The following is a 15,081-nucleotide window of genomic DNA, read 5'->3' as shown; positions in this document are numbered from 1 at the left end:
AGAGCGCGAATTGCAAGGAACAGATTTGAAGGCGTACCGGGGTACGACGAAAATCTGTGACGCAGTAATTCACGCTCTGCGGTGCTGAATTTTTTGCATTATTTTCGGGTCTTGCTATAAAAACAGGGAAGAAAAAAGCTCTGTCCATTTGGGCAGAGCCTTCTTGTTTTCCTTCTATTCTTCTATCTTCCCTCTCCAACATTTCCGCACCAGTGCAAACACCAGATACCCGATGGCTGCTCCAAGCGTATTCGTCACAACATCATCTAACTGGCAGTAGCCGCGCTCTGTTAAGAGCTGCACTGTTTCCAGCATCATGCTTGTGGAAAACGCCGCATAGACGCAGCACCATCCTTTCCGAAGAGACGGAACCGCCGCCGGCAGCAATACGCCGAACGGGAGAAACAGCAGAATATTTTCCACAAAATACCGGTCCGGCAGCCGCTGGTTTCCCCAGGTTTCAAACAGCTTCACATCCACGCCCGTTCTCGAACCCGGTTCTCTGGAAAACAGCGTAATAGAAAGCATCATCGCAAAATAGACTGCTACCAGAAACCACAGCAGAAGCTGGGTGCCAGGAACCGCATGCGCATGCTCCAGCCGTTTTTGTTTCTTTATCATCTGCTGGTTTTTCCACGCTGCTGCAACCGTCACAAAGCCGACACCGACTGCAACGGCATGCGGCAGATACCGGAATGTATCAAAAATATCCTGTTCAATCGTCGTCAGATAAAGAGGAATTGCCATCTGCATCACCTTCCATATTTTCTCGGCCGGTCTGAAACACCTGCCAGATAGTCGAGACTGCAGTCATACGTCTTCGCCAGCAGCATCAGCGAATCCAGCGGAATCTCACGAATGCCTTTTTCATACCGGTTGTAGGTGTCCGGGTGACTGAAAATCTTCCGCGCCGCCTGCGTCATCGAGTAACCGCGTTCCAGACGGAGCTCTTTCAGCCGGATCAGCATTTTCTCCCGCTCCGGCGTTTCTTCTATTTTTCTGTGCATAGAGTTCCTTCTTTTTATTCCGTCTCCGCCGCCGCTTTTTCTGCCTCCGGCACATACCCCGGATTGTCGTCGTATCCTTCCAGGAAATTGTGGCGGATGCCGTGCTGCTTGTAGCCGACCACGGTGTCAATGTTGACATTTTCGACACTGCGGAAAATATTGCTCTCCACGAACGGATTCACCTTTTTCAGGTTTTTGATCAGTTCCTTGATCTCCACGCGTTTCGAACGATTCTCCTCGTTATTGCAGGTCGTGCAGGTATCGGTAAACTTGCAGGCACACTGGATGAAATGCAGACCGTTATAATCTCTCCACGCCTTGATATCATCCTCGCGCACCAGATACAGCGGGCGGATCAGCTCCATGCCCTCGAAGTGGATGCTGTGAAGCTTCGGCATCATCGTCTGCACCTGCGCACCGTAGAGCATTCCCATGAGGATCGTCTCGATGACATCATCGTAATGATGGCCGAGTGCAATCTTGTTGCAGCCGAGCTGCTGTGCAAAATGATACAGATGGCCGCGGCGCATTCTCGCGCAGAGGTAACACGGCGAATTTTCGACATGGTAAACCGAATCGAAAATATCGGTCTCGAAAATCGTGATCGGAATATGGAGGCTCTTTGCGTTATCCTCGATCACCTTGCGGTTCTCCGGGCTGTATCCCGGGTCCATGACAACGAATTTTACTTCGAAATCAAATTTATTGTGAAGCTTTAACTCCTGAAAGCATTTCGCCATCAACATCGAATCTTTTCCGCCGGAAATACAGACAGCAATTTTATCGCCCGGTTTTACCAGCTCGTATGTGTTGATCGCTTTCGTAAATTTGGACCAGATCGACTTTTTGAATTTTTTGCGGAGACTCTTCTCCACGTCTGCCGCCTTGTCCTGCTCCTCCGGCGCGCTCATCACATCCATCAGCCAGGCGATGTAACCGCCCTCCAGGCTCACAGCGTCCCAGCCCTTTTCCTGTAATTCTTCCGCCGCTGCGACACTGAACCGGCCGCGGCTGCAGCAGATAATCGTCTTTTTGCTCCGGTCAATCGCATCACTTGTCTCGATTTCTTCTGTCTTCATCACAAGCGCTCCCGGAATCGCGCCGTGGGAGATCTCTACCGCATCGCGGATATCGACGATCTGATAGCTTGACGGATCGAGCTCTTTTAGTTCTTTTATTGAAATACTGGTACTCATGTAATTTTTCCTTTTCTAATTTAAAATGCCTTACTTTTCTTCATTCTTTCATTGTATCGTTTTTTCTGTGACTGTCAAGAAAAAACGCGCAAAAACGGGGAGTCTCTGAACATTCGTTTCAAATCCTCCCCCACTTTTTTATTTTTTCCGAATATCCGCCATCGTCTTCTGCAGAAGTTCTTTCTTCCAGAAGACCAGCCCTGCACTTGCGAGCAGAATCGCGTAACGCAGGATTCTGTACGGGAAAATAAGATTGCAGATGATGCTTGCTCCAATCAGAAAAACGGAGCACGCCACAAGAAATCCTGGACTCATCAGATTTTCCTGGATTCCTTCGTTCACCAGAATCCGTTTGCTCACAATATAATGGCCGACCGAATACAGCATATAGCATGCCAGCGTCGTGTAACCGGCCGCGATGTAACCGAACAGGCGGATAAAAATAAAGTTCAGCACCACATTCGCTCCAGCCGCCGCCATGGATGCAGCCATCAGAAACTGTGTTTTTTCATAATAAAACTGCGGCATCGAGAGAATATTATAAATGAAGATAAAGAACACACTCGCTGCCACCGGCGGAATGACGTACACCGCCTCGCGGTACTTCGGTGATCCGAAAATCAGCACCAGCTCCGGGCTGATCAGCATCAGCGCCACGGCTATACCGACCACTACAACACTAAGAAGCTGCAGCACCTTCCGCATTGAACGGATGTCGCCCTTTTTGATCTTGCTGTACATCCACGGTGTCAATGCACTGTTCATACCACTGATGAAAAGCTGCACCAGCATACCAATGCTGTACGCCAGCCCGTACAGCGCAACCTCCGTCTTTCCGACCATCTTGTCGATCATGATGCGGTCGCCCTGATTCAGGATAATACCGGACAGATAATGCGGCACAATCGGAATTCCGATCCGCAGTGCGTAGCCCCAGTATTCCTTCGAAAAGAACTCTTTTCCTTTGCAGAACTGGAACACAATAATCGGCACGCAGATACAGATCTGCACTCCGACGATACCCAGGATCCTCATCATGGCCGTACCGCCATTCATGCGGATCAGCACCAAGCTCGCAATCGGGTTCATCAGCGCCTGCAGAATCGTCACACAGACCAGAATCCGGTACCGATACTCAAACCGCTGCCGCCCCGACCAGTAAGAAAGCGCCGGACTCAGCAGCGCTTCCAAAAACATCAGCAGAATCATGGATTTCGGCAGATTTAAAATCTTCTCCCAGAAACCCGATGTAAAACAATACAATGCAAAAACCGCACCCGTAATCACAAGCGTCAGTCCCTGCATTGCAGATGTATATTCATCCCGCTGCTTCTCGTACTTTGCCATCGCATTGTCATAAACACCATTAAATAAATACAGCGATGTCATAATCGTCAAAATCTGCAGCCAGGACAGATAAACCGTATAGGTTCCGTACTCCTCGGTGCTCATCAGACGCGTGAAAATCGGAACTGTGATGAACGAAATGCCTTTCTGTAAAAAACTGCAGATCGTAAACCAAAGCGCCGCCTTCGCCTGGACGGAGAGAGAACGGTATTTTGAGGTAATGTTCATGTAAAATAGAACTCCTTGCTGTTGGTTATTTGCGTGTTTTATGGTAACACAAAATGGGGGGGACTGCAAGAGGAACATCCATTAAAATCCCCCATGTGAACGCTTCCATTCAACCATGGGGGATTCTCACTGCTTTATGTGTTTCGATTCCCAAATGTCATAGGTATCCCTTCTTATTTTTAAATCTTTAATGGATACCCATTCATTTCCAGCCAGCATCGCTTCTTTCACACGATTCTCCAGAACCGTATACAATTCATACTCCGTTCCGCTGAACTCATCGCCTTCATCGGCCCCGTATGTATCGATCCCGGACTCATCCTGCTGTGGTTCCATGGGTTTAATATCGCCCGTCGGCAATGTAACATCCTCATTTTCGTCCGCAAACGCCTTTTGCGGCATCACAAAAATGGATGCCGCAAGCAGAAACAAAAATGCTGTCAGTTTAACGATTCTCTTTTTTCTCCTCTCCATGCGCTTTTCCTCCCTGCAATTCTTCTAAATACAGTTTTGCATCTTTTAAGAAGCTGACCGCAATCATCACGATCACAATGCCGATCGGAAATGCCGCTACGATACTGACAGACTGCAGACTGTTCATGGAACTCTCTGCAAAAAGAAGTGCAATCGGAAGCAGGATCAGCAGGATACACCACATCAGCTGAATTCCTTTTGCCGGCTCTTCGCCGTCTTCCAGTTTCCGGTAGCTGTAGCACGATGCCGTCAATGCGATCGAGTCGAACGATGTCGCATAAAATGCAACCATCGTAACTAATACAACAACCATAATCAGCGGTGCACACGGCATGGTTTTGATCATCGACACGATCAGATGATATAAATCCCCATTTTCATTATACTGCGAAATGAAATCAATTGCACCTGAAATCTGCTTTCCCATCGAATAATTTCCAAGAATAATAAAGCTGACAAGCGTGGAACCCACACCAAAACCGTATCCGCCGAGAATTGTCTGGCGCACGGTTCTTCCGCGGGAAATGCTGCCAATGAAGAACGGTGCTGCCACACACCATACCATCCAGTATGCCCAGTAATAAATGGTCCAGTTCTGTGGGAAGTTTGTCGTACGCATCGGGTCCGTATACGTCGATAAGCCGATAAAGTTCTGAATCATTTTTCCAAGAGAAGAAAATCCAGTTTCAATAATATACCGCGTCTCTCCCCCAAACAGCAGGACGAAGGCAAGAAGTCCGAAAAACAGATAAATGCACACCTTGGCCAGAATGCTGATTCCTTTGAATCCATGCAGAAGAGAATAGGTATAAACACAGCAGGTGATCAGAAGAATGATAATATTAATCACAGTTCTGCTGACTTCCATATGGAACAGCTCACCGATGATTTCCGCCATCAGAGGAGTTGCCACACTAAAAGTGGTAGCAGTTCCGGCCAGCAGTGCAAAGACAGCCAGAAGGTCAATCAGACGGCCGCCAATTCCATCTGTCTGTTTTCCCAGAATCGGACGGCACGCCTCGCTGTATTTCTGACGGTTTCGTTTTCTTACATGAAGCATAAAGCCAAACGCAACAGCCAGTACCAGATAGAATCCCCACGGGATAAAGCTCCAGTGAAACAGTGGAAATACGCCTGCCCAGTCCTGAATGCTGCCAAGTTCTGCGATGTGAGGATCTGTTGCGTACAAAATCCACTCAGAGAACGAATAAAACAGAATATCTGCTGCCAGACCACAGGTAAACATCATGCATCCCCATGCAAAAAAGGAATATTTTGGCTTCTCATCCGGCTTTCCAAGCACAATATTTCCGTATTTGGAGCCTGCCAGAAACAGAGACAGAAAGAAAATGCCAAGTCCGATGACCAGGTAATACGTTCCAAAGGTGTCTCCAAACAGAAATCGAATCTGGCCAAGTACCTGATTCGACTGCTCCGGTGCAAAGAAAAATACGATACATAGAGCAACGATCAGCGCCAGAGGCACCAGCGTGATCATCCAGTCGATTTCTTTTTTCTTCTGTTGGTTTTTACTGTTCATTTTCTTCCCTTTCTGCGTAATCCGCATACGATGCATCCAGTGCAACGAGTTCGCTGAAATTATCTACCTCTATGATATCATCCGCCTTCATTGGCCGGATGCCAAGCTGATACTCTTTCGGGTAGCAGAACATTGCCACATCGTCCCAGTAAATCTGACGGTTTTTCTTTACTTCAAACTCCTGCTCCAGATGGCCTTTTAACCGCTTTCCATCTTCTGCTGTCCATCGGGAAATGCTGTAGAGCTGCCAGCCGCCCTTTCCGCCGGTTCTGCTGCAGCCTGTCACAATGCCGTTTTCCACGGTCTGCAGCCACTCGTCGGTCTCATCATCCGTCCACACGCTGTTGTAACCGGATCGCTCAAACTCCGGTGCCAGAATTTCCGGATGATAGATGATCTGGTCACCGTCAAGAATAAACGCATTTTCCAGATGTTCCCGCGCCACATACAGCGATGCGATGTTGTTGCAGGTATCGTACCACGGATTGTCGATCAGCTTCAGACCCGGGTACTCCTCTTCCAGTGTCTGGAACTGTTCCTTGAGGTAACCGACTACCACGTAAATTTCTGTGATTCCGTTTTTGTGCAGTCCATTGATGACGGTATCAATCATCCGCACACCGTTTACCCGGACCAGCGGTTTTGGTGTTTTTAACGTTACCGGCTTCATCCGGTTTCCGAGGCCTGCCGCCATAATAATGGCGCGCTCTACTTTGTACATATTTCTTTTCCTTCCTCTCCCAGTTCCTGCTGGACAATTTTGTAATAATCTTTTGCGTAACGGTACTGCCGCAGGGAATATTCTCCGAATTCCACGCCTAATTTCCGTTTATATTCGCACCAGTTGCTCCAGAGCAGACCGCAGACTGCGATGTAGCAGTAGATTTTTATGCGTGTTCTGTCGTCACAGTTTCCTTCAAAATAAAGATCAATCAGATGGTCCACCTGCTCTTTTTTGTAAAGAGAATAGATACAGAACATCGCAATATCCACATGCGGATCCTGCATTCCGGCGTATTCCCAGTCGATCAGGCGGATCTCCTCTTTTCCGTTTTCTTCCACAAACAGAAAATTGTCCGGCACAGCATCAATGTGAGTGAGCACCCACTCTCCGGCATTTGCTTCGATGTAATCCTTTAACTGAAGCACATGCGCTTTCGTCTTTTCGTAATCTTTATATGCTGACGGAGTTCCTTCCCAGAGGCTTTCATAGTATTCCATCTGTCCGAACAGGTCGAAGGAATGGTCTACTCTTAATTTCTGCCCGTGAAACTCCCGCAGTTTCTTCATGCATTTCTGAAGATCTTCCTCATTTTCTGCATCGCAGACCCGCGCACCTTCGAGATATTCTGTGATTTTGTAGCCGTTCTCCGGGTTAATATAGGCAATCTCATCACAGATCCTGCGGCCGGCGATCGTCTGATATACAGCGGCTTCCTGCCTGCGGTTGATCAACTGATCGGTTCCCTCTCCCGGAATTCGCATAATGTATTTTTTATCTTTACAGGAGAATAAAAAGGATCGGTTTGTCATTCCTTTTTTCAGAACTGTAATGTTTGTCACTTCGTTCTGCTGTGCTCCAAGTGCTTCACAGATTACCTGAATCGCATCCGTCTGCAGCTGGCTGGAATCGCTGTCAATCTCACGCAGCTGCTCATAGGTATTGATTTCTACGGCATCGGCAGCATGTACAACACGGGCCGTCACAATCATTCTGTCTTTCCGGTATAAGGTTTCCTCCCAGAACGCTCCGTCGTATCGGGAATCTCTTCCCAGTTCTTCCAGACGCTCCCGCACGATCTCCGCTTCTGTTTCCAGCAGATAACAGATGCCGATCATCGCGTTTCCGCCTGCCTGTTCTTTCTGTACGACCAGCTCCTGCTTCCGGTTTACGCGGACGGTACTGTCATCATCCACCAGATCGCTGACCATGTACCAGGAATATAATTCGTTTCTGCTGTATGGATTCTTTTCACACCAGATATCACAGGGAATGATGTAGCTGTTTGATAAATGGCTGCCGCCGTTTTCAGGGAATGCAGATTGTTTTTCGACACATAGTCCGGAGCGACGATCAATTCTACGCCGTATTCATCGATCAGATATTCATACTGCTCTTTCATAAATCCGACAACGACGTAAATCTCTGTAATGCCGACTTCATGAAGCTGACGGATTGTGCGCTCTATCAGCCGCTCTCCCTTGATTTCCAGAAGTCCTTTCGGTGTCTCTGTATTAATCGGAACCATCCGCATACCAAATCCGGCGGCAAGGATAATGGCGTTTTTCGGCGCTTTCTCTTTTGCCTCACGCAGTGTCTTTTCCGTCGGACGGATCTCTTCATCCAGGTAACCTTCTGAAATCAGTTCCTTGATCGAACGATTGACGATTCCAAGCGAATGGCCGGTCTGTGCGGCAAGGATACGCTGATTGATGAAGGGTTCTTTTATCAGGTTGTTCAATATATCTTGTTTTGAGTTGTTCATATACTTCCTTCTTTCATTTTTCATGAACTTTTGTTTTCGATTATACCATAACTTTATGACTTTTTCAATCCCCTGTGTGTTAGGATAGTTGTCAGTGAAAGATAATTACTTTTGTGGTAGTATATATGTGAACTTCCTATAAAATTAACTCTCATAAAATTCCTTTTAAAGTATGCTACAACTGGCTTAAAGCAAGAACATGTCGAAACGAGAGTTAATATTTCAGGAAGTTCACATAAAAAGGTCCAAATAATTAACATTATTTGGACCACCTGTCAAAGGAAGCCTTTTTCCTTTTCGCCGTCATCAGGACTTCTTTGCGCTTCCATTCATAAATTTTTCTTAAAATTTACCTTTATTTTACCACACTACTCCCAAAACTACAATATATCTCCATTTTTCATTTTTTTTACATAGAACCTTTCTGGCCTAATACAATCAGTACAGTTTTAAACAAAATCTTAATATCCAGCATAAAGGACCATTCTGAAATGTACTTCGTATCCAGTTTTACAACCTCTTCAAAATCTGTAATCTCGCTTCGTCCGCTTACCTGCCACATACCAGTCAGTCCCGGCTTGATTGCCAGTCTTGCTCTGTGATGGAGCTCATATTTCTCCCACTCATCCACTGTCGGCGGACGGGTTCCTACAAGGCTCATGTCGCCTTTTAACACATTGAAGAACTGCGGGAATTCATCCAGCGAGGTTTTGCGGATAAAGTTTCCGATTCCTTTGCCTGGTCCTTTTTCGCTTCCGATGACACGCGGGTCATTCTCCATTTTGAACATCAGACCATCGCTGACGCGGTTCTGTTTCATCAGTTCTTTTTTCCGCTCTTCCGCATCCATGTACATGCTACGGAACTTGTAAATTTTGAATTTTCTTCCGTTCTTTCCGACACGGTACTGTGAGAAGAAGATCGGGCCCGGAGACTTGATATAAATCGCAGGGGCAACGAACAGGAAGATGATTCCGGTCAGAATACATCCGGCAAGACCGCCGCAGATGTCCATGATTCGTTTCAGCACAAGCTGTCCTGCGCTTGCCATATTGATGCAGGTGGTGACCACGGTATAGTTGCCCATGCGCTCTACAGTCTGATTTTTTCCCTGCATTTCGTTCACGTCCGCAATTTTTACGTGGATCGTAATGCCCATCTCGGCGAATGCGTCGAATACTTTCTGCGGGATTTCTCTGCCTTCCGGCAGAACGATCAGCACTTCGTCGAACCACTCACGGCAGACATACTCAGCTGCATCTGCAAGGTTCGATACCACCGGTACGCCGTGGATTTTGTGTCCGGTTCTGTCCTGGTCTACGAGAACAACGCCAGTCGGACGAACGCCGATGTAATCGAAATCCAGCATGCTCTTTACAACGGACTGTGACTGTTTTTCGGTCGTGATGATCAGAAGCGAACGGCCGCTGTGTTCCCCGCTGCTGCGTTTCTTTACCACAGCCTTCCATCCGATGCGCATCAGATAGGAAAGCATTCCGTACAGAGCACCGGTCAGCATAATGGTTGCTCTGGAGAACTGATCTCCCTCCTGAATCAGGAACAGGTAGAATACACCAAGAACGATGATGTATACCATATTTTTTACAGTCATTCCGATTTCCACGAGGTATCCGCGCTTCATGACGTTTTTGAAGGAATCGTCAAAAAACATGATCATCAGCTGGATCAGAGCGAATACGATAGCCTCATTTCGGTAAATTGGGCTTCCATATGGCTTAAAACTGTGATGTCTTAAGAAATAACCCATGACGAAAGCCAGCTGAAGACAGATAATATCAAGAACCATAAAATCCAGATGCTTCAGCCATCCTGTGGATGATTTTTTGTACATACCTTTCTCCCCTGTCGTATTTTTTTCGCCGTACTCGTAACATTCTCTTGTTTCGCATAGTTTTTCTAGCTTTTATATTACCATTTTCACTAAAACCTTCTCATTTTTTCTGGTACTATGCATTTGCAATATCTTCTGTGACGAATACAGAACCATTTTTTTCTTTATTCCAAATATTCTATCCCATTTCTACTTATTTGTAAAGGTGTGGACACACTTTTGGACATAATTATTTCACATTTTTGCAAATTATTACATTTTATATTATTTCATCACATCCAGAATCTGTAATGTTTTCATCTTCTTTTCGACATAGCGATGGAGATATGCACGCAGCAATCGTTCCAGTTCGTCCAGGATCTCTTCATTTACGGTAAAACCATACAGCTTCGCGAGCGGTGCCGCAATGATATAGCGGCATGCCAGCACGGTGCCCGGCTGCAGCGGCCATGGATCTCTGATGGTTTTTCCACAGTTTGGGCAGTAGATGGCGCTGTCGCGCAGGGAGAAAACGGTCAGATTCTCTTTCGTGCCGCACTCCATGCAGGAGAACATCTGCGGTGCTTCTCCGCTGATTGTGATCGTCCGCAGTTCGAAGATGCACCGGATCAGGCGGAGGTCCTGTTTTCCGCTGCGGATGGCGTTCATCGTCACGTACAGAAGGTTCAGCATCTGGGTTTCATCGTTTCCTTCCTGGCCGAAATATTCGGCCAGTTCCAGAAAATAAAAGCCGTAATAAACGCCGGGCTGCATCTGCGCCAGGTCGAGGAAGTATTCTTTAATGTTTGCGCCGGAGAGGGTGTAGCTGTCACGGCCCTCGTAAACCTGAAACTCGCCGAAGACGAACGGATTGGAGACGGCCATCAGCGGGCTTTTCATGCGGCGGGCGCCGCGCGCGAAGGCGGTGATTTTGCCGAGCTCCCGGGTCAGGATCACGACGCGCTTGTCATACTCTCCGACCGGGGAGGCGGATAATACCATTCCGCTTACATTGATTGGTTCTCGCATGTTTCTTCCTTATTATAATGCAATATTATAAATCGAGTTTCTTTTTATCATATCCGAAGTTCTTCACGAGGAAATCGCTGTCGCGCCAGTCTTTTTTGACTTTGACCCAGAGCTTCAGGTTGACTTTCTGCTCCAGCATCTGCTCCAGCTCATACCGCGCGTTGCTTCCGATCTTCTTGAGCATCGCGCCCTGTTTTCCGATGATGATGCCCTTGTGGGAATCGCGCTCGCAGATGATGGTCGCATCAATATCAACGATTTTTCCGTTCGGGCGGTCTTTCATCTGGTCGATCACAACGGCGATGCCGTGCGGGATCTCTTCGTTTAAGGCGTACAGTGCTTTCTCGCGGATGATCTCAGCCACGATCTGGCGCATCGGCTGATCGGTGATGGTGTCCTCATCGTAGAACTGCGGGCCGTACGGCAGATATTTGAAGATGCTCGGAATGATGTCATCGGTGTTCTGATGGCGGAGTGCCGAGCACGGAATGATCTCGGCAAACTGGAACAGCTTGCGGTACGTATCGATGAATTCCAGGATTTTGTCTTTCTCCACGGTATCGGTCTTGTTGATAATGAGGAGGACCGGCGCATTGACTTTCTCCAGGATCTCTGCGATATGGCGCTCTCCTGCTCCAATGAAGTTGCTCGGCTCTACCAGCCAGAGAATCACATCGACTTCTTTTAACGTTTTCTCGGCTACATCGACCATGTACTCGCCGAGCTTATTTTTCGCCTTGTGGATACCCGGTGTGTCGAGGAACACGATCTGTCCCTCGTCACACGTATAAACGGTCTGGATGCGGTTGCGGGTGGTCTGCGGTTTCTTGGATGTAATCGCAATCTTCTGTCCGATCAGGTGGTTCATCAGCGTGGATTTTCCCACGTTCGGACGGCCGATCAGGGCTACAAAGCCGGATTTATAATTTGCATTGTTTTCCATTGCTGTCTCTTCTCCTCATTTATAAGTTCTCTACGTTCTTAAACAGTTCTTTCTCTTTCTGAATGGCTGCTTCGCTTCCGACAACGCAGATGTTGTTCTGTTTTAAGGCTGCATCTACAAGGTCTGCCAGTGCATGAATGTCATCCAGGGTTGCATCGAGGATCTGATCTCTCTCCTGCTGGAAGTCTGCTTCGGTGATGCCGTTGAACCATGCGCTCTCGGAGGTCTGGCCTTTTGCGGACGGGTTCATCGGGACGTCGAGTTCGCTGATCGTTCCGATGATGTATTTGGTCATCTGGCGCTCGTCTGCTTCGAAATTGCGCACGTAATCGCCGATACCGCGGTATACTTCAAGGGTTCTTCCGACGTTCGGGTCACGGTAGGAAGAAATGCACGCGTTTCCGCCTCTTCCGAAAGCTCCGCCGCAGCCGTAAGCGCCGCCTTTGACACGGATGTTGATCCACAGATAGTCATAGCTCAGCATGACACGCAGGATGCGCAGGGCTCCTGTGTAGTCGTAGCCTTCGCGCTCGAAGTTTCCACAGAGTGCCACGTACTGTACCTGGCCGGAGGTCTGGAAGGCTTCGTTTTTCTGTTCAAAGTCATACACAATGCTGCCCGGCTCCACTTCGTCGGTGTACAGATTCTCTTTGAATGCTGCGATTTTTTCTTCCAGCGGTGCGTAGCCTGTCTCGTCTGCGGTATAGGAGACGGTCAGATTCTCTTTGCGGAAGATGTATTTCATCAGGATCTGCAGATTTTTAATCAGTTCTGCTTTTTTCTCATCGAAGTTCTCGTCCAGATCTTTTAAGAGCTGGCAGAAGCCGATGCCTGCGATGCGGTCCTGGAAATTGCTCATCGGGGAGTAATAGGAAGCTGCACGCATCACAGCCGTTGCATTTCCGGCGGAAGACAGGCGGTTCTGCAGGCCGGATTTCATGCTGGAGATGATCTCGTGAAGACGTTTCTCGTCATCCAGGCGGGAGGTATTCAGGATTTCCTCGATCATTTTCATGACGAAATCCAGTTTGTCGTACAGGAATTTCGCGCGGATGCCGAACATTCTGCGGCAGTCGTCATCATTTTCCGGAATGCGGAATACCTGCAGTCCGCAGTTGATGCCGCCGGTCTGTGCATTGATCTCGTTGAACAGTTCGCCGTAGGTGTAGTGTTCGGTGTCCACATAGCCGAGAACGGATTTTAATACGCCCATGTACGGGATCAGATCGTTCGGCACATTTTTCGTATCAAACAGCAAGCTTAAGTAACCGATGCCGTTCGTGAATACGTTGTGATGAAGAACCGTCGTTCCATCGACTTCATGCTCGTCATTGTAAAGTTTGACAGACTCACGTTTGATATCGCTTCGTTTCAGGAGCGGAATCGTCTCGAGTGCTTCCTCGCTCTCCTCTTCTTCCTGATATGCTGCCAGCTCTTTGGTGTCAGCAATGATTTTCTCGATCTCTTCTTTTGACAGGCTCTCTTTGTATTTCTGCAGTTTTTCTGCGGTCTTTGCATCATTTTCTGCGGCAAGACCGGTCTTTGGAATGAGGGTCACGATGGAGGCATGGGTGTTGTCCAGCAGATACGTCTGGATCAGGTTTTCGAAATAGCCTTCTTTTGCCAGTTTTTTCAGCTCATCGTAGATCGCAAGCTGCTGCAGGTAGGCGAACGGTTTGTTCTCGTCATACAGCCAGCTGTCGAAGACGTCAATGCCGTACATCAGGCCCTTCGGGAAGCTGGAGAAGTCCGCCTCACGGAAACGGAATTCGAAATAGTTGATGCCTGCCTCGATGGCTTTCCGATCCATGCCGTTTTTCACGATATCCTTGAGGGTGCCGCGGATGATGGACAGGAATTTTTCTTTCTCATTTTCATCGGCGTTCTTGGCTACGATGGAGAAGAATGGCTGCAGGATGCCGTCCTCGTAGGAGCCGTAAACATCTTTTCCGATGTGTGCGTCAAGGAGTGCCTGTTTGACCGGGGCTCCCGGTGCGTCAAGGAGTGCATACTCCAGAACAGAAAATGCCACGTTTAATTTTACATCCAGACCGCTGCCGATGACCATGTTGTAGGACAGGTACGCATTGTTTTCAAGCGGATCGCCGTCGAGTACCGGGTACTCGTGTACAATGTCGAGGGTCTCTGCAAATGGTTTCTGATACGGAATTTCGGATTTTACTTCTTTTGCATCAAAATGGGACAGGTATTTTTCATCCATCCATGCCAGTTTTTCTTCCATATCCATGTTTCCGTACAGGTAGATATAGCTGTTGGACGGATGGTAATAGGTCTGATGGAATTTCAGGAAGTTTTCGTAGGTCAGGTTCGGGATGCAGGACGGATCTCCGCCGGATTCTACGCCGTACGGAGTGTCCGGGAACAGGGTGTTGAATGTTTCACGCTCCAGGACATCGTCTGCGGAGGAGAAGGCTCCTTTCATCTCGTTGTATACAACACCGTTGTAGGTCAGCGGGCCGTCTTCGCTTTCCAAATGATAGCTCCAGCCTTCCTGCCGGAAGATTTCGTCGTGTTTGTAAATGTTCGGGTAGAATACGGCGTCCATGTAGACATGCATCAGGTTCTGGAAGTCGGCATCGTTGGTGCTGGCTACCGGGTACATGGTTTTATCCGGGTAGGTCATAGCATTTAAGAAGGTGTTCAGGGATCCTTTGACGAGTTCTACGAAGGGATCCTTTAACGGGAATTCGCGGGAGCCGCAGAGGACGCTGTGCTCGAGGATGTGGGCTACGCCGGTGCTGTCGGACGGCGGGGTACGGAACGCGATGTTGAATACTTTGTTGTCATCCTCCGTCTCGAGAAGCAGCACGCGGGCTCCGCTTTTGTTGTGGCGAAGTAGGTAGCCATGTGCGTGGATATCATCAATCTGCTGTTCCTGCAGCAGGGTATAGGCTTTGCAATGTTCTGCGTTCATTTTTGTATATCCTTTCTTGTTTTTCTTTATTATTTCCGGTTTTATGCAGTCAAAAACGGACCGCA

13 protein-coding genes are annotated in these 15,081 nt (G+C 48.0%); all 13 read right to left on the bottom strand.

What is annotated here, in order from left to right:
* Positions 1–174: 174 nt before the first annotated feature.
* The 13 genes from DXA55_RS13830 to DXA55_RS13775 all read right to left on the bottom strand — a co-directional run bounded on the left by DXA55_RS13830 (position 175) and on the right by DXA55_RS13775 (position 15,016).
* Positions 175–747, bottom strand: a complete 573-nt coding sequence (locus tag DXA55_RS13830) for a VanZ family protein (protein WP_117760622.1) — start codon at positions 745–747, stop codon at positions 175–177.
* Between the two features lie 5 nt (positions 748–752).
* Positions 753–1,007 carry a helix-turn-helix domain-containing protein gene (locus tag DXA55_RS13825; RefSeq protein WP_117804762.1) on the bottom strand — a complete coding sequence of 85 codons (255 nt, stop codon included), beginning with the start codon at positions 1,005–1,007 and terminating at the stop codon, positions 753–755.
* Between the two features lie 14 nt (positions 1,008–1,021).
* A complete protein-coding gene (locus DXA55_RS13820; RefSeq protein ID WP_055220425.1) occupies positions 1,022–2,203 on the bottom strand; it encodes an ATP-binding protein in 1,182 nt (393 codons plus the stop codon).
* Positions 2,204–2,341: 138 nt separating this feature from the next.
* Positions 2,342–3,778, bottom strand: a complete 1,437-nt coding sequence (locus DXA55_RS13815; protein WP_158565092.1) for a lipopolysaccharide biosynthesis protein — start codon at positions 3,776–3,778, stop codon at positions 2,342–2,344.
* A 126-nt stretch (positions 3,779–3,904) separates the two neighbouring features.
* Positions 3,905–4,252 carry a hypothetical protein gene (locus tag DXA55_RS13810; RefSeq protein ID WP_055227906.1) on the bottom strand — a complete coding sequence of 116 codons (348 nt, stop codon included), beginning with the start codon at positions 4,250–4,252 and terminating at the stop codon, positions 3,905–3,907.
* Positions 4,224–5,792, bottom strand: a complete 1,569-nt coding sequence (locus tag DXA55_RS13805) for a BCCT family transporter (RefSeq protein WP_055266487.1) — start codon at positions 5,790–5,792, stop codon at positions 4,224–4,226. The genes DXA55_RS13810 and DXA55_RS13805 overlap by 29 nt, the downstream gene beginning before the upstream one ends.
* Entirely contained in the window at positions 5,782–6,513 is a 732-nt protein-coding gene (locus tag DXA55_RS13800; RefSeq protein ID WP_117814463.1) for an NTP transferase domain-containing protein, read from the bottom strand. The genes DXA55_RS13805 and DXA55_RS13800 overlap by 11 nt, the downstream gene beginning before the upstream one ends.
* Positions 6,501–7,724, bottom strand: a complete 1,224-nt coding sequence (locus DXA55_RS13795; protein WP_330415311.1) for a choline/ethanolamine kinase family protein — start codon at positions 7,722–7,724, stop codon at positions 6,501–6,503. The genes DXA55_RS13800 and DXA55_RS13795 overlap by 13 nt, the downstream gene beginning before the upstream one ends.
* Positions 7,682–8,278, bottom strand: coding sequence for an NTP transferase domain-containing protein (locus tag DXA55_RS18965; protein WP_330415310.1), 597 nt, complete (start codon positions 8,276–8,278; stop codon positions 7,682–7,684). The genes DXA55_RS13795 and DXA55_RS18965 overlap by 43 nt, the downstream gene beginning before the upstream one ends.
* Positions 8,279–8,687: 409 nt before the next feature.
* Positions 8,688–10,130 (bottom strand): sugar transferase, encoded by a 1,443-nt coding sequence (locus DXA55_RS13790; protein WP_117509402.1) that lies wholly within the window; start codon positions 10,128–10,130, stop codon positions 8,688–8,690.
* Between the two features lie 264 nt (positions 10,131–10,394).
* On the bottom strand, positions 10,395–11,138 hold the full coding sequence (recO, locus tag DXA55_RS13785; RefSeq protein ID WP_117509403.1) for a DNA repair protein RecO: 744 nt from the start codon (positions 11,136–11,138) through the stop codon (positions 10,395–10,397).
* A 25-nt stretch (positions 11,139–11,163) separates the two neighbouring features.
* On the bottom strand, positions 11,164–12,081 hold the full coding sequence (gene era / locus DXA55_RS13780) for a GTPase Era (RefSeq protein WP_117509404.1): 918 nt from the start codon (positions 12,079–12,081) through the stop codon (positions 11,164–11,166).
* Positions 12,082–12,100: 19 nt separating this feature from the next.
* Positions 12,101–15,016, bottom strand: a complete 2,916-nt coding sequence (locus DXA55_RS13775) for an insulinase family protein (RefSeq protein ID WP_117804764.1) — start codon at positions 15,014–15,016, stop codon at positions 12,101–12,103.
* Positions 15,017–15,081 lie beyond the last annotated feature (65 nt).

The sequence above is a fragment of the Blautia sp. OF03-13 genome, from assembly GCF_003460685.1.
GTDB lineage: Bacteria > Bacillota > Clostridia > Lachnospirales > Lachnospiraceae > Fusicatenibacter > Fusicatenibacter saccharivorans.
The sequence above is the reverse complement of the archived record's forward strand: the minus strand, read 5'-3'. Positions and strand labels throughout refer to the sequence as shown.